The sequence below is a fragment of the Corynebacterium anserum genome (genome assembly GCF_014262665.1).
Lineage (GTDB): Bacteria > Actinomycetota > Actinomycetes > Mycobacteriales > Mycobacteriaceae > Corynebacterium > Corynebacterium anserum.
In genome coordinates this window covers 899,350-915,313 of the sequence record NZ_CP046883.1, presented here as the reverse complement: position 1 = coordinate 915,313, position 15,964 = coordinate 899,350, and the positions used below count along the sequence as shown (strand labels likewise).

Annotated in this window: 13 protein-coding genes and 1 tRNA gene; 9 read left to right on the top strand and 5 right to left on the bottom strand. The window is 54.9% G+C overall.

Features of this window, described 5'->3' with window-relative positions; translation table 11 throughout:
* Positions 1-84: 84 nt before the first annotated feature.
* On the top strand, positions 85-999 hold the full coding sequence (locus GP473_RS03785) for a DUF368 domain-containing protein (RefSeq protein WP_186277171.1): 915 nt from the start codon (positions 85-87) through the stop codon (positions 997-999).
* A gap of 11 nt (positions 1,000-1,010) precedes the next feature.
* On the opposite strand, the gene polA is transcribed toward GP473_RS03785, so the two are convergent.
* A complete protein-coding gene (gene polA, locus GP473_RS03780; protein ID WP_186277170.1) occupies positions 1,011-3,632 on the bottom strand; it encodes a DNA polymerase I in 2,622 nt (873 codons plus the stop codon).
* Between the two features lie 297 nt (positions 3,633-3,929).
* On the opposite strand from polA, the gene GP473_RS03775 reads away from it, so the two are divergent.
* Positions 3,930-5,540, top strand: coding sequence for an inorganic phosphate transporter (locus GP473_RS03775; RefSeq protein WP_260619905.1), 1,611 nt, complete (start codon positions 3,930-3,932; stop codon positions 5,538-5,540).
* Between the two features lie 54 nt (positions 5,541-5,594).
* On the opposite strand, the gene GP473_RS03770 is transcribed toward GP473_RS03775, so the two are convergent.
* Positions 5,595-5,668 (bottom strand) — tRNA-Leu (locus tag GP473_RS03770).
* Positions 5,669-5,819: 151 nt separating this feature from the next.
* Between GP473_RS03770 and GP473_RS03765 the strand changes: the two genes are divergently transcribed.
* A complete protein-coding gene (locus tag GP473_RS03765) occupies positions 5,820-7,307 on the top strand; it encodes a PepSY-associated TM helix domain-containing protein (protein WP_186277169.1) in 1,488 nt (495 codons plus the stop codon).
* Between the two features lie 28 nt (positions 7,308-7,335).
* Here GP473_RS03765 and GP473_RS03760 read toward each other — a convergent pair whose 3' ends face one another.
* The gene (locus GP473_RS03760; RefSeq protein ID WP_185769049.1) at positions 7,336-7,827 is read right to left on the bottom strand and encodes a methylated-DNA--[protein]-cysteine S-methyltransferase; all 492 of its coding nucleotides are present in this window, start codon (positions 7,825-7,827) and stop codon (positions 7,336-7,338) included.
* Positions 7,828-7,856: 29 nt separating this feature from the next.
* Between GP473_RS03760 and GP473_RS03755 the strand changes: the two genes are divergently transcribed.
* From GP473_RS03755 to GP473_RS03745, 3 genes are all read left to right on the top strand, one after another.
* The gene (locus tag GP473_RS03755; protein ID WP_390625286.1) at positions 7,857-8,807 is read left to right on the top strand and encodes an ABC transporter substrate-binding protein; all 951 of its coding nucleotides are present in this window, start codon (positions 7,857-7,859) and stop codon (positions 8,805-8,807) included.
* A gap of 2 nt (positions 8,808-8,809) precedes the next feature.
* On the top strand, positions 8,810-9,757 hold the full coding sequence (locus GP473_RS03750) for an amino acid ABC transporter permease (protein WP_185769051.1): 948 nt from the start codon (positions 8,810-8,812) through the stop codon (positions 9,755-9,757).
* A gap of 65 nt (positions 9,758-9,822) precedes the next feature.
* Complete coding sequence (locus GP473_RS03745; RefSeq protein ID WP_281381153.1) at positions 9,823-10,593, top strand: amino acid ABC transporter ATP-binding protein; 771 nt, start codon at positions 9,823-9,825, stop codon at positions 10,591-10,593.
* A gap of 205 nt (positions 10,594-10,798) precedes the next feature.
* Here GP473_RS03745 and GP473_RS03740 read toward each other — a convergent pair whose 3' ends face one another.
* Positions 10,799-11,200 (bottom strand): hypothetical protein, encoded by a 402-nt coding sequence (locus tag GP473_RS03740; protein ID WP_186277168.1) that lies wholly within the window; start codon positions 11,198-11,200, stop codon positions 10,799-10,801.
* Between the two features lie 124 nt (positions 11,201-11,324).
* Here GP473_RS03740 and GP473_RS03735 point away from each other — a divergent pair, with 124 nt between their 5' ends.
* The 3 genes from GP473_RS03735 (at position 11,325) to GP473_RS03725 (ending at position 14,411) form a co-directional block, all read left to right on the top strand.
* Entirely contained in the window at positions 11,325-12,686 is a 1,362-nt protein-coding gene (locus tag GP473_RS03735) for a DUF4921 family protein (RefSeq protein ID WP_186277167.1), read from the top strand.
* Positions 12,687-12,801: 115 nt separating this feature from the next.
* The gene (locus tag GP473_RS03730; RefSeq protein ID WP_186277166.1) at positions 12,802-14,100 is read left to right on the top strand and encodes an amidohydrolase; all 1,299 of its coding nucleotides are present in this window, start codon (positions 12,802-12,804) and stop codon (positions 14,098-14,100) included.
* A gap of 14 nt (positions 14,101-14,114) precedes the next feature.
* Positions 14,115-14,411, top strand: a complete 297-nt coding sequence (locus GP473_RS03725) for a hypothetical protein (protein WP_185769055.1) — start codon at positions 14,115-14,117, stop codon at positions 14,409-14,411.
* An 84-nt stretch (positions 14,412-14,495) separates the two neighbouring features.
* Here the strand turns inward: GP473_RS03725 and pyk are convergent, their stop codons facing one another.
* Entirely contained in the window at positions 14,496-15,914 is a 1,419-nt protein-coding gene (pyk, locus tag GP473_RS03720; protein ID WP_186277165.1) for a pyruvate kinase, read from the bottom strand.
* Between the last annotated feature and the right edge of the window lie 50 nt (positions 15,915-15,964).

Here is a 15,964-nt window from a genome sequence, read left to right as displayed (position 1 = left end):
GACCGTACACGAGGCCTGTGGCCTGCGCAAACATGCCGCCATCCATGTCCCAACTTTTTTCTACGCATCGTTTAGTCTGGATTAATGACCATCATCCTGAACATTGTCCGCGGAGCCTTGATCGGTATGGCGGAACTCGTCCCCGGCGTCTCCGGCGGCACCATTGCCCTCGTCACCGGTGTGTACGAACGTGTGCTTTATGCCGCCAACCGGTTTCTCGATTCGCTAAAGCTCCTCGTAAAAGGCCCGTCGGAGAAACGGTCCGAGGCTGTAGACCGTGTGAGGTCCTTGGACTGGCTTCTACTTGGACCACTCCTCGCCGGAATGTTTCTGTGCGTGGTGACAATGGCCGGGGTCATGGAAAGCTTTGTCAGTAATCAGCCGGAAGTCTCGCGCGCCCTGTTCATGGGCATGGTGTTGGTATCCATTTCCGTTCCTCTTTTGATGATCGATTGGACAGATGGCCGCAAGAAAATTGCCAAAGGTACTACGGCTTTCGTCCTTGCCGCATGCGCCACATTCTTCCTGACAGGATTAACCAGCGCTCCAAAAGAAGATCCGAATATGGTGATGGTATTTTGTACCGCGGCGATTGCGATTTGCGCCTTGGTTCTGCCTGGAGTCTCCGGATCTTTTTTTCTTCTTTCCGTAGGTCTGTACTCTGCCACGATGTCCGCCGTGGACAACCGCGACATAGGCTACCTTGCCGTGTTCGCCTTGGGCGCAGCCACGGGCCTCATTCTTTTCGTCCGCATTCTAGAAAAACTGCTGATTCACACCCGTACCATGACATTGCTTGTCATGGCTGGCCTCATGTTCGGCTCTCTTCGCGCACTCTGGCCATGGCAGGATAATGACGCCACCCTTCTCCCCCCGAGCAACCATGTGGGACTCTGCGTTGTGATGTTCTGTGCGGGTGCCGCTCTCGTCACCGCAATGGTTCTAGCCGAGCGCCACTTCGCTACTAAACCCGCCGGCACCTCCGGCTCCAGCCGCTAGCAGCGGGAGCACTAGTGAGCCGCTAAATCCCAGTTCTCACCGTGCCCCGCCGAAACATCCAACGGAACCTGTAAGGCAACCGCAGAGTCCATCTCGCGGGCGACAAGCGTGCTCACTTTCTCTAACTCCCCCGGAGCCACCTCAACGACCAGTTCATCATGCACCTGCAGAAGAACCCGCGAATTCAAACGTTCCGCCTTTATCGCCGCATCAACGCGGAGCATGGCTAACTTGATAATGTCCGCCGCAGTTCCTTGAATGGGAGCATTCAACGCCGCGCGCTCTGCGTTCTCCCGCGCTGCACGGTTGGAGGACTTAAGTTCTGGCAAGTACCTGCGTCGCCCAAAGAGAGTTGACGTGTAGCCATCTTCTCGAGCCACATCGACTACATTGTCCAGATAACGCTTCACACCACCGAAACGCTCAAAATAGTTCTCCATGATCTTCTTCGCTTCACCAGCGGGAATATTAAGCTGCTGAGACAGGCCAAACGCCGACAAGCCGTACACCAGGCCATAGGACAAAGCCTTCACCTTACGACGCCGCTCAGGAGTAACCTCGTCGACCGGAACGTCGAAGACCTTCGACCCCACATAATTGTGCAAATCTTCCCCCGATGCATAGGCTTCAATAAGCCCAGCATCCTCCGAAAGATGAGCCATAACGCGCATCTCGATCTGCGAATAATCCGCAGTGAATAATGTCTCACATCCCTCACCCACTACGAAAGCAGAGCGGATACGACGGCCAGCATCAGTGCGAACAGGAATGTTCTGCAAATTAGGATCCGAGGAGCTCAAGCGCCCCGTAGCCGCACCCTTCTGGTTAAAGGTCGTATGAATACGACCATCGTCTTGTACAGCACTAATCAGACCATCCACCGTGGACTTCATCTTCTGATACTCACGATGTGCCATCAGATGAATCAAGAATGGATGAGAAGTCTGTGCAGCCAATTTTTCCAGCTCGCCAGCCGCGGTAGAATACCCCGTCTTAGTCTTCTTAGTCTTCGGTAAACCTAGGTCCTCAAAAAGTACTTTCTGCAGCTGCTTTGGACTGGACAAATTAAGATCCGGGTTCTGGGCAATCTCGCGCGCAGCTGCGATCTCATTGTCTAGCTTCTCACCATATTCAGAACTCAAGTCCTCCAGAAGCTCTGAATTCACTGCAATTCCAGTGTCCTCCATACGCGCCAGGATCAAACAAAGCGGAACCTCCAGATCAAAGTACAATTCGGTAGCTCCTGCGCTCTCCAGCTCAGGGTTCAGAACCCGAACCAACTCGGCAACTGCCTGCGCTCGTCCTAGTGGCGTCGCCTGAGACGAAAGCTCACGTCCCGCGTGACGTTGAAGCACATCGCTCAACCCGTAGGTACGAACGTCAGGGCGCAGGAGATACGCGGCAAGAGACGTGTCATGCTCCACTCCAGCAAGCTCCCATCCCTGAGCCCTCAGCAGGTGATAACTAGCTTTCGCATCATGGAACCACTTTTTCTGTTCTGGATCGGACAACCAGGCAGACAATGCCGCCTCATCCTTCGGGTCAACGTCCGCCATGTCAACGACGACACCGACGTTTTCCTTATCCAGAATGGCCAGCTGCTCACCGACTACGTCAACAGCCACACCATCTGCACGCTTCTTTAACCAACTAGCCAACTTGCCTGGCTTGAGATTCTCCTCGGTAATCGGAACCTGAGCCGTATCCTCAAATTCCACGCCGAGGGTGCGGAACGCACGATTACGTAAAGTAGCCCCGAACTGTAGCTCCTCGAAGACCTGCAGCGCGTCGTTAGCGTCCACCTGAGTCGGTTTCAGGTCGTCAAGATTCTCCACCACATCCAGATCACGGACCATCTCCGTGATATCTCGGGCTAGTTTCACGCTAGCGATATTCGCGCGCAGGTTTTCTCCCACCTTGCCTTTAATGTCATCCATTGCGTCGATGACTCCCTGCAAGCTGCCATATTGAGTGATCCACTTCTGAGCAGTCTTAGGGCCTACGCCTGGCACGCCCGGCATGTTATCGGAGGTATCGCCACGGAGCGCGGCAAGATCCGGATACTGCGTGGGTGTCACCCCATACTTCTTCTCCACCGCCTCCGGCGTAAAACGGTGCAGTTCGGAGACCCCTTTGAGCGTGTAGAGAACCGTCACATTCTCGTCGACCAATTGCAAGGAATCGCGATCACCGGTGCAGATTAATGCATGCATCCCCTCCTTTTCTCCCCGCGTGGCCAAAGTGGCAATGATGTCATCCGCTTCATAAGACGGTTTGTCTAGCGTCACAATTCCTAGTGCCTCGAGCGCCTTGCGGATCAGACCAATCTGCCCCTTGAACTCCTCAGGAGTTGATGGACGCTGAGCCTTATAGGCGGGGAAGGACTCCTCACGAAAAGTCGGTCCCGACAAATCAAAAGCCGCAGCTACATGGGTAGGCCGTTCTTTTTCCATTAGCCCCAAGAACATGCCGAGGAAGCCGTAGACAGCATTCGTGTGCTGACCTCCCGTGGTGGAAAAATTTTGCGCCGGCAACGCGTAGAAAGCCCGGAAGGCCAGAGAATGCCCATCAAGTAATAGGAGCTTCGGGCGCGAGTCCGTACTTACGGCGCTGGTGGAGGCTTCGGATGTCATGCCCACCGAGTCTAGTAGATGAAGCTCCACGGACGTACCGAGGATACCGCAGGGTTCGCTCACCGGGGATACCGCAGGGTTCGCTCAATGCGATTAGTGCATCGTCCATTAATTGTGGAGCTACCGTGCCCCTCCACCATAGTCGTGAAAGCAAAACAAAACTTCATTCAACCTCTTCCCGGCGTTCACTTTCCGTTTACCTAAAAAACGTATTTTTCATTCGTTGTTCATTCTTTTGTTCACACACCGAGAAGCCCTGACGTTTCATATCTCGGCTCATTTTTCTGAGGAAATCGCTTGTCTATACACACCGGCTCCCAACCGGACTTTCTCCCACCAAAAACCACAAACAGCGACTGGATCTGGCACGTAGGCTTCGGGGCTCTGACCGCAGTCACGCTCATCGCCTTCATGTTCTGGGGGAACAACTACGTCTCTGAAGGCACCAACCCCCTTGTATGGATCGCCGCCATCCTTTTTGCCATGTTCATGGCCTTCAATATCGGCGGTAATGATGTGGCCAACTCCTTCGGCACCTCCGTAGGGGCAAAGACACTCACAATGAAACAGGCCTTAGTGATCGCTGCGATCTTCGAGGTCTCCGGCGCGGTCCTCGCCGGTGGCGAAGTAACGGACACCGTCCGTTCGGGCATCGTCGATCTCAGTGCAATGCAGGGCGTGGATCCGATGGAATTCGCGTACATCATGATGTCCTCCCTACTTGGAGCTGCGATTTGGCTCTTCATCGCTACTCGTATGGGCTGGCCCGTATCCACCACCCACTCCATCGTGGGCGGCATTGTGGGCGCCGCGCTGACCGTGGGGTTCCTCACAGGCACCGGCGGCTTGGAAATGGTTCAGTGGAGCGGTATCGGCACCATTGCTATCTCCTGGGCCTTATCTCCCCTCTTAGGTGGGCTTACTTCTTACCTGTTGTTCCGTTGGATCACTCAATCCATTTTGATCTACAACGAGCAAGCAGATGAAAAACTGCGCAACATCAAAAAACGACGCACACAACTCAGCAACGAGCACAAGACCAAAGTCGCTCGGATGACTGAACTACAGCAGATTTCTTACACCAACGCCATGGCGCGCGATGCAGCTCTTTTCACCGACGATGACTACGATCCGGAGCTGTTGGAATCCGACTATTACCGCGAGCTCCACAAGATCAACAAGGAGGCCTCGGAAGTTCAGGCTCATCGCGCCTTGGAGCACTGGGTTCCCCTGCTTGCTGCACTTGGCGCCATCATCATTTGTGCCATGATGCTGTTTAAAGGCTTGAAGAAAACTGGTGTGGATTTCTCAAGCTTGCAAAACATCATGATCATGGGCATGGTCGGAGCATTGGTATGGATGGCCGTGTTCATTTTCGCCCGCACCCTCAAACGCCAAACGCTCAACCGATCCACCTTCGTCTTATTCTCCTGGATGCAGGTTTTCACTGCATCAGCTTTTGCGTTTTCGCATGGTGCTAATGACATTGCAAATGCGTTGGGGCCTTTCGTCGCGGTGATTGACGTTCTCAAAACTGGTGAAGTTCACGATGAAGTTGCCGTCCCTATGGCTGTTCTCATCGCCATGGGTATTGCTTTGGTATCGGGTTTGTGGTTTGTGGGACGTAACGTGATCCAAACTGTCGGTTCCGGTCTCACTAAAATTCATCCCTCCTCCGGATTCGCCGCCGAGCTGGCTGCCGCAGGTGTGGTCATGATGGCTTCAGTGATGGGTCTTCCGGTCTCATCCACCCATATTCTTATTGGTGCTGTGCTAGGCGTAGGCCTTGTCAACCGAGCTGCCAATTGGGGACTGATGAAGCCAATCGCGCTTGCGTGGATTATCACACTGCCAGCTTCTGCTGCCATCGCTGCCGTTGCTGTATCTATACTTCGTCTGGTTTTCTAGGTTCCCCCAAAAAGTAAAACACCTCCTTAGCCGCTAGGGAGGTGTTTTACACTGTGCCCCTGGTGAGACTCGAACTCACACTGGACGGGTTTTGAATCCGTTGCCTCTGCCAATTGGGCTACAGGGGCGTGCTCAATGCAGATTACACACTAGCAGCCATAAATAAAAACCAATAACCAGCCCCGCGCTTTCTGGACGTTCAGCGGGAAACTACCCCTTTGCTGAAGTATCACCTAACGGCGGAGGAACTGTTATACCTTCACAACCGACTACTTCTGCATGACTGCTGCTGATCAATCTTCTCCCTCTCAGAAATCAACGAGGGACACGTCGCCGGAAACCGAGAAATCCACCCGTCCTCGCCGCTCAGATTCCGCCTGGTTCTCCGCCTTTAGCCGAATTCACTTCATCGCAGGTATTTTCATTGCCCCGTTGATATTTATTGCGGCCTTCAGTGGTTTCTTTTATGCCTTTGCGCCGTCTTTAGAGCAGCTGGTCTACAAGGACGAGATCACCGCTACCTCCGGCACAGCGGCTCATCCTCTGGGAGATCAGATCGCAGCGGCACGCAAGGTCTATCCGGATCTCAGCATCAAAGGTGTTCAGGTCGCAGAAGATACGAAGGTGGGTGACGTACCTCAAACCAACACCCGCGTGCTCTTCAAAGACAGTTCTCTGGAATCGTCCAGCTACACTCATGCTGTTTTTGTCGATCCTGGTGATCTATCCATCAAAGGAGATCTAATCCAGTACGGCAGTTCATCAGCTCTTCCCTTACGCACATGGCTGTCAAATGGTCACCGCCGACTATGGCTTGCCGACCCTGGACGCATTTACTCCGAAACTGCCGCGTCTTGGTTGGGGCCTCTGGCTGTTAGTGGACTAGCCTTGTGGCTGATTAACCGGCGTCGCCGTTCAAATCAAGCTAATACCCGGAAACCCCGTCGAGGTTCTCGCCGTCTCGCCTCCCAACGACACTCCTTCATCGGAGTGATAGCAGTTCCGGGCTTGCTTTTCCTCTGTCTCTCCGGCCTGACGTGGTCTCTGGTCGCCGGCACAAATATTACCAATGTGCGTTCCCAACTTGATTGGATGCCTCCGAAACCCTCCACCTCTCTGTCCGCATCAAGCGACGCCACCCCTTCCCAACCCGCAGACCCCCATGCTGAACACGGGGGACATGGCCCAGACCAAAGTCTGCCCGCACACCGTGGAAACGCGAATGCTACCTCTAGTGACTCCCAGGCTGAAACGGTTCTTGAATCCGCTCGACAGGCCGGTGACCTGACCGGAACACTAGAACTCACTCCTCCTGCCAACAACGACAGCGCCTGGGTCGCCAGCGAAATCCGCCAGCCGTACAAACTGCACAACGATACGGTCTCCGTCAACGGCAACACAGGTGAAATTACAGATCGCATCCCATTTAGTTCCTGGCCGATTGCCGCTCAGGCATCAGCGTGGATCATTCAGCTACATATGGGCATGCTCTTCGGTATCTATACTCAAATCGCGTTGGGATTACTCGCACTTGCCATCCTCGCACTGGTGATCTACGGCTACACCATGTGGTTCAAGCGTGGCCGTGGCTCCCGTGCGGGCTCGCTCCCCGCTCCGATAGTGTGGTCAGAGCTGCCAGTATGGGCGCGGGTAGTCATCCCACTTGTGTTACTCGCCTATTGCATTGTGGCGCCGCTCTTTGCCGTAAGCCTGGTGGTTTTTGCGGTCATCAGCCTCATTTGGCGCCTGAGCACTAGAGAAAGCTAAAAGCCTATCCCTTCGGGGAGGCTGAGTTTTAGAGTTCGATTCCTTCCAGACGCAAAAGCATCCTTTTATTTTCCGCCCCGCCTGCGTAGTTCCCCAATTTCCCCGACGCCGGGAGGACGCGATGACAAGGAACAATGATGCTCACAGGATTCATCCTCACCGCTGTTCCAACGGCTCGATAGGCACGAGGAGACCCTATGTCCCGGGCAATCTCACCATAAGACGTGGTTGCTCCCCACGGGATGTCGCGCAGGCGTTGCCACACTGCCTTGTGCCAATCGCTCCCTCTGAGAGACAACGGCACATCGAAGTGCTTGCGGACTCCGCGGAAATATTCATCGAGTTGAATATCGACGCTGCGTACGAGGGGGTGGGTGGTGGCGTCGATGAGAAGCGAAGGATCAACCTGGGGTGTATGGGGCATTCCGCGAAACCACAAGCCGATCAATGCTTCATCACTGATGCGGAGAAGTACATCGCCGCACGGAGTCTTAACAACGGCGAAATGAGTATTATTCATGGTCTCCGATATACTTTCCGTTCATGAGAATGAGCATTCCGCATCGCAGCATCAAGGCAGTTATTGCCTTGGCTCTGACTACGGTGCTGACTGCCTGCGTAACAAACAAAGAGCTCGGCAATCCCGACGGGTGGGAAGCAATTCTACCCAAGAAGGATCCGCAATTAGCGAAGCTGGTTCCTCAAGACATTGCGCAACGCGGCAGCATCACCGTCGGCGCCAATACCCCCTATGCCCCAGCGGAATTTAAGGATTCCGACGGCACCATCATCGGCTACGAGGTAGACCTCATCAAGGCAGCCGGCGCAGTTCTGGGCTTAGAAGTTAACGTACGCCAGATGGACTTCAACCTGATTCTTCCCGCCATCAGCGCAGGAACACTCGATGCAGGAGCCTCGGCTTTTACAGATACCGAGGAACGGCAGAAAAACTACGACTTCGTGGACTTCTTCAACTTTGGTTCGGCCTGGGCTACTCAACCGGGTAACGAGCACAACGTGGATCCACACAATGCGTGCGGGATGACCGTCGCGGTACAAAAAGGCACATACTCCGATACTGACGAAGTTCAAGGAAAATCCGACGATTGTGTCGCCGCCGGAAAAGAACCAATTAACAAGCTGGTGTACGCCACCGCAGACGCCGCAGCGAACGCCACCATCCTCAAACAAGCTGAAGCCTACAGCTCAGACTCCCCCGTCATCGCATACGCCGTCGAACGTTCCAACGGACGCCTGGTGCAAGCGGGGGAAATCTTCGACAAAGCGCAATTCGGGTGGGCAGTTAACAAAAATGCGCCTCTTGGCCCGGCGCTGGCCGCCGCTCTACAGAAACTGGTTGACGACGGCTCCTACAACAGAATCCTCACACCTTGGGGTCTTGAAGACGGCGCGATCGACAAGGTCACGTTCAATCTCAAACCATTCACGGTTCCCACCGCGAACAACTCCAGCCAACCGCGTACTGCTCAAAGGAAATAGGCATGACCGCACAACAAACAACAACAAGGCGACGCCCTGCCGAAAACAAAGCCATTCCTCTACGACATCCTGGCCGCTGGGTTTTCGCCACCGTGCTCGTTCTCCTCGTCGCCGTGTTCTTCATCGATGCTGCCAAGCGTGATGCGTACCACTGGGATATTTATTTCCAGTACTTACTAGACACCCGTATCGCTATCGCTGCCCTCCACACGCTCGCTCTCACCGTTCTCGCCATGTTGCTTGGAGTGGTTCTGGGATCGATCATCGCCGTACTGCGCATGAGCCCCAACCCGGTTCTACAGGGAGTGGCATGGCTCTACCTCTGGATCTTCCGAGGAACGCCTGTCTACGTGCAATTAGTGTTCTGGGGTCTACTCAGTTCCATCTATCAGATGGTGAACATCGGTGTTGCGGAAATTGATCTAAACGATGTGCTATCCAACATGTTCTTGCTCGCTGTGTTGGGTCTCGGACTCAATGAGGCCGCCTACATGGCCGAGATTGTGCGTGCCGGTATCCAGGCAGTACCCGAAGGACAATCTGAGGCTTCCAAGGCCCTAGGCATGACCTGGTGGCAAAATATGCGCCGCACGGTGCTCCCCCAAGCCATGCGTATCATCATCCCACCAACGGGCAATGAATTGATCTCGATGCTGAAGACCACCTCCCTCGTCATCGCCATCCCCTATGCCGGCGAACTATACGGCCGTTCCACTGACATCTCCAACTCTATTTTTCTCCCCGTTCCACTGCTTCTCGTGGCAGCAACCTGGTACCTGGTTATTACCTCGATGTTGATGATTGCCCAGTACTACCTTGAGCGTTATTACTCCCGCGGTTCGTCCCGGCAGCTCACCACCCGTCAACTGGCTGCCCTCGCGGATGCGGAAGGGCAACCACCACGCAACGTCACCGTCGGAAGCGAACTCACCGACGGTTCTCAGTCCTAGGCAGTTGATCGGAAGACAACACAATGACTACTTCACAAAATATCCCACGCGAAGATGAGGATGATATGAGTGCCACTACTCCAATGATCGCCATTAAGGACGTGTGGAAGAACTATGGTCGCCTCGATGTCCTTAAAGGCATCAACCTGGAGGTGCCAGCCGGAACCGTGACCTGTCTCATCGGCCCTTCCGGATCCGGAAAGTCTACCTTGCTGCGCTGCGTTAACCATCTTGAGCAGGTCAGCTCCGGCCGCATCGAAGTTGATGGTGAACTCATCGGCTACAAGGAAAAAGGTGGCAAGCTCTATGAGATCTCCGAAAAAGAGGCTGCTAGGCAACGCCTCGACATCGGCATGGTGTTTCAGCATTTCAATCTGTTCACGCACCGCACGGTACTTCAAAACATCATTGAGGCACCCATCCAAGTCAAGGGAGAAGCAAAGGACAAGGCGATCGCGTATGCACGCCAACTACTCGACCAGGTTGGTCTAGCGAGCAAGGAAGACGCATACCCCATACAGCTATCGGGTGGCCAGCAACAGCGTGTAGCCATCGCTCGGGCTCTCGCCATGCGACCCAAGCTCATGCTTTTCGACGAGCCTACGTCTGCACTCGATCCAGAACTCGTCGGCGATGTGCTCAACGTCATGCGCAAACTCGCCGAGGACGGGATGACAATGCTCGTGGTCACCCATGAGATGGGTTTTGCACGCGAAGTCGCCGACCACGTAGCTTTCATGGACGCGGGCGTGGTGCTCGAGCACGGCCCTGCCCGCCAGGTCATCACCGACCCGAAAAACGACCGGCTACGGGAATTCCTCTCTAGCGTGATGTAGCCACACGCAGGATTTCACGACTTCACACCTCGTTATGTAGCCGTACGCAGGATTTCACGGCTCCACACCTCGTTCGCGCACTCCGTTCGGGCTGGGCTCACGCTACTGAATCACCACGACGCAGCTAGACCGCAGGGGTGCATAGGCACCGCGGTTGAAACTAAGAATCATCCACCAGCGCCACACCATTAGCGAATGAGCGAGCCTAGGGTTGAACCTGCACGTGCCATGGCACGCGCGGAGCCCCCAGATCATCTTTGACCTGCCGCAGTAGCGGCTCTGCAGGGTCTTTTTCCCGCACCGTCAACAATTTGGCGAAGTACATGGTCAAACCGGATAGTGATCCCATGTCATAACGCTGAACCGTCACTTTGATCTCAGCCCCCTCGGGGGAATCCTCCTGAGCTGAATCAGCATCAGAGCCGATATCCTCCCCATATTGTTCCACCCACGTAGTGACTAACTCAGGGTCAGGGACGAGGCCAGTTGTCAGCTGAAGCTCGGCATCCAGCTGGTCACCCATGGCCGCAATGAGATTACGGAAATCTTCTTCAATGAAGCCCAGCTGACTCGGCGTAGCCAGTAGGCGAAAGTTGATTGTCGGCATGCTCACCAGTTGTACACGAAAGCTCCCCTCCCGGGATAGGTTCGAACACCCCTGGATAACAATCTTTACCCCTGGTTGTTGTACTTCTGCTACGAGAACCCAAATCAGGATAAAATCAGCGCTTGTGATTGGATCTTCTTCGCACCTGCCCGCTCCTGTTCCACCTCTAACCACTCTCCCCGACGGGACGATCAAACAAGTAAATCCGTTTACGGGAACTGAAGTGTGGACTGTGCCTGGGCGTGGAAACCGGCCATTAGCTGAGCACAAGCCGGAAGTCAGAGCAATCGGAGACAGCCGCGACTCTGCCTCTGCCTTCGGTAATGACCGCAAACTAGAGACCCCACCGGAAAAATCCCGGTTAATCATCGACGAAGATGGCGAAGCTCGGATCCTCCGAGGTGTACTGGCCAGTAAGTTAGACGACACCGACCCCCTCTTCCGACGCGTGGCCAACCTTTTTGAAATCCTTACCTATGACTATTGGGCGTTGAACTACGGCCACACTATGAATCCCGCGGCTGCGCGTCACATGGTCGAATATCTTTCGGAGGCACAAGGCCGCGCACACGTGGAGAAGATTTTGCGGGCGAAATTCCACGCTGCGGGCATGAACCCAGAAGAAATTGACGCGCTCTTCAGCGAGAACAATATCTCCCAGACACTCCATGAGAAATCCGGATCGCTTTTCGCAGGTGGCCACGATGTCATCATCGCCCGTAACCACTATGTTCCCGGAGCGCGCACAACGGATCAGCTAGCGGGATCGGGAACTTTGAGTTGGCAAGACCACCGCCACTTTATTGCGTTCACGGTAGACAGTATGGATCAGCTCTACCGTTCCAACCGTTACGCCCGCTACGTGGCGGTTTTTCAAAACTGGTTAGAACCTGCTGGGGCAAGTTTTGAGCACCTCCACAAGCAATTGGTCGCCATCGACGAGCACGGCCTACAAAACGAGGCCGAGATCGCTCAAGTGCGTCGGAACCCCAACATGTACAACGAATGGGCCGTAGACTATGCCTCTCGCCATAACCTCGTCTTCGCAGAAAACGAGCATGCCATTGCCTTTGCTGGCTTCGGTCACCGCTGGCCTACCCTGGAAATTTTCTCCAAGTCTGCCACCACGGAACCGTGGTTGATGAGCGATGAAGAGCGCAACGCCATGTCAGATCTCGTGCACGCCTGTCACGTCGCCGCAGGTCCACACATATCCTGCAACGAAGAATGGCTCCACCGCCCATTGGACGTCGACGTCCCTATGCCGTGGCGCATAGTCATCAAGTGGCGCGTATCTACCCTGGCTGGATTTGAAGGTGGGACGAAGATCTACATCAACACCATCTCGCCGCAAAATCTCCAGCAGCGTGTCCTGAAGCAGCTCACTAAGGCCCGTGACGAGGGTAAGTTAGCACCGCATATCAAACTCGGCGATGAGTGCGAGTTCAAACCCAATAGTCTCAAGTACAATCCCGCCATTCGTTAGGGCTCTTCGGATCTCACGGCGTACCTCGCGCACGTTATCGCAACCGTCCTTCGACCTCATCATCGTGTCACCCCGCCTTTCCGCAGTATCGCCCGTCTTTCTACAATGAGGAGCCATGACTACCTCTTCCTCTACTTCAGGATCCGCGGCTGGCATTGCTGGCGTCGAACCATACACTGACCACACCCCACCCCGCAGTGAAGCTCAAGCAAACGCCATCGCCGAATTCGTCAAGAACCATGGCGTGGATCTGGATTGGGTTGATCCTTTCTATAAGTGGATGCACGAGAACCCAGAGTTATCCCGAGAAGAGGTGGAGACAGCGGCGCACGTAAAGGAGCGTCTTGACCAGATGGACTGCGAGGTGACTACCGATATCGGTGGTCATGGCATCACAGCAGTGTTCCGTAATGGCGAGGGCCCCACCATCCTCATGCGCGCGGATTTCGATGCACTGCCAGTTCAAGAAACCACAGGCCTGCCCTGGGCCTCCAAGAAAGACGGTGTAATGCACGCCTGTGGTCACGACGCACATACGTCATCCTTAATCGGTCTCTGCGCCATCATGAACGAACGGCGCGACGCATGGCGGGGCACATTCATAGCCCTCTTCCAACCCGCTGAGGAAGTCACCGAAGGTGCCACCGCGATGGTCAACGACGGACTTTCTCAGAAGATCCCCACCCCAGATATATGTCTTGGCCAGCACATCGTGGCCGGTCCAGCTGGTACGGTGTTCAGCGCTCCAGGCCCTGTTCTGGCTGCCTGCGACACCATTACCATTACCCTCACAGGGAAATCAGCCCATGGCTCCGCCCCACATTTATCGTTAGATCCGAGCTATCTCGCTGCAATGATCGTGGTGCGACTACAGGGAATCGTGGGGCGCGAAGTGGCTCCCAGTGAGTTTGCCGTGATCACTGTCGGATCCCTCATCGCCGGTCACACAAATAACACAATCCCTGATACAGCAACACTGGTTCTCAACTGCCGTTTTTACAATACGGAAGTCCGAGATGCCACCTATGCGGCAATCGAACGCGTCGTACGTGGTGAGTGCGAAGCATCGGGCTGCACCGTCCCGCCAGAAATTGTCTATTCTGCTCACGGCGAGCTCACCGACAACAGTCCCGAGGTCTTCCGAAAAGTACGGCCGGTTTTCGACGCCACCTTCGGTGAAGAATCCGCCGATGCAGAACCATGGACCGCTTCTGAGGATTTCAGTGAGATCCCCCGGCGCTTTGGCGTACCTTACTTTTTCTGGACGCTAGGCGTCACTGACCGAGAATTATGGAACTCGGGGGAAGACGTGCCTGGAAATCACTCTGGTAACTTTGCACCAGCACCCGGCATGGTCACTCGTGGCATTGAAGCTGCAACCGCAGCAGTTCTCAGCTACCTCTGGAAATCCTAGGAGGATCCCCGCTCATGTTTCCTGATTCAACGATCGAATTTGTGAAAGGCGCTCTTGCTGCCGTAGCCGGACTGGTAGCCGGTTACGTCGGCTCCTATGGCGCTGCTCTGTTGTTTGCCTACACGGGTTTCACCAAGCTGTGGGTGCCCTTTTGCCTGGTCATGATCCTCGTAGGTATCTGCACCGCCATTTGGATTACTAATCGCCACGGTTTTTCTGAAAACAAACTCAGCGTGGTATTCCTTATTGCCTCGTCTCTCGCTGTGGCATTCATCCTAATTCTGCCGTTATTCTTCAGCACACAGATGTAACGCCCACGGCATCCCATTAAGGACATTCACCGAAGGAGCCTCCGAGCCTAAAGTTCGAGCGCGGAGGCGGCCGAGCCCAAGGTTTTAGCGCTGATGCTCCTGTCCCAATAAATGAACTTGGATCATGTTCGTATTGCCCGACACGCCCGGTGGGGAGCCCGCAACAACAACCATCATGTCATCGTAGTTGTATTCGTCCATGGCCAACAATGCTTTGTCCAGTGACTTCATCATCTTATCGGTGGAAGAGACATCGTCCACCAAGAAAGTTTCCACTCCCCAGGTGAGAGCTAACTGACTGCGCACCGCCTGGGAAGGGGTGAACACTAGCAAAGGCAACCGGGACCTCAACCGTGCCACACGTTTCGCGGTATCGCCCGAAGAGGTGAATGCCACCAGCGATTTCGCATTGAGGCGCTCACCAATTTCCTTGGCCGCATAGCTAATTACGCCTCGGCGTGTACGCGGACGGTGAGTTAGCGGTGGCACATCCCCGTCAATCTCAGCGGCGCTGACGATACGAGCCATGGTTTCCACCGTGGTAATCGGGTGCTTGCCCACAGAGGTTTCACCGGACAGCATCACAGCATCCGCACCGTCAAGGACCGCATTAGCCACGTCAGATGCTTCTGCTCTGGTCGGGCGCGAGTTCTCAATCATCGAGTCGAGCATTTGAGTTGCGACGATCACCGGCTTCGCGTTTTCGCGGGCAATCTGAATAGCTCGCTTCTGAACCAGCGGCACGTCTTCGAGCGGAACTTCTACACCAAGATCGCCACGGGCGACCATCACCGCGTCGAACGCTAAGATAACCGGCTCCAGAGCATCAATCGCTTCCGGTTTTTCAAGCTTGGCTATCACCGGCACGCGACGGCCCACCTCGTCCATAACCTCATGAACAAGCTCAACATCGGCTGGAGAACGCACGAACGACAACGCGATAAAGTCCACACCCAGCTTCAGCGCGAAACGGAGGTCCTCACGGTCCTTTTCGCTCAGGGCAGGCACAGAAATATTCATTCCGGGCAGTGATACGCCCTTATTGTTGGAAACCGGTCCGCCCTCTGTAACTTCGCAGACAACGTCATTGCCATCTACTTCTTTACAAATCAACGCGACTTTTCCATCGTCCACCAAGAGACGATCACCCGGCCGCGCATCCCGAGCCAAACCCTTGTAAGTGGTGGAAACGCGATCGTGAGTTCCTTGAACATCCTCCACCGTAATGCGGACGGTTTCTCCGGTTGCCCAGAAAGTCGCGCCCTCTATGAAACGGCCAAGGCGGATTTTCGGGCCTTGAAGGTCTGCGAGCACACCAACGGCGCGTCCGGTTTTATCCGTGGCCTCACGGACCCAGTTGTAGTTCTGCTCGTGGTCTCTGTGCTCGCCGTGAGAGAAATTCAGACGAGCGACGTCCATTCCGGCTTCTACCAGCTCTTGGATCTTCTCCTGAGAAGCAACAGCCGGGCCGAGGGTGCAGACAATCTTGGTTCTTCTATTCACCTGATCGAGGATACAACAGCCTCCCCGTTCTCGGCTCGCCGAGGAGGCGG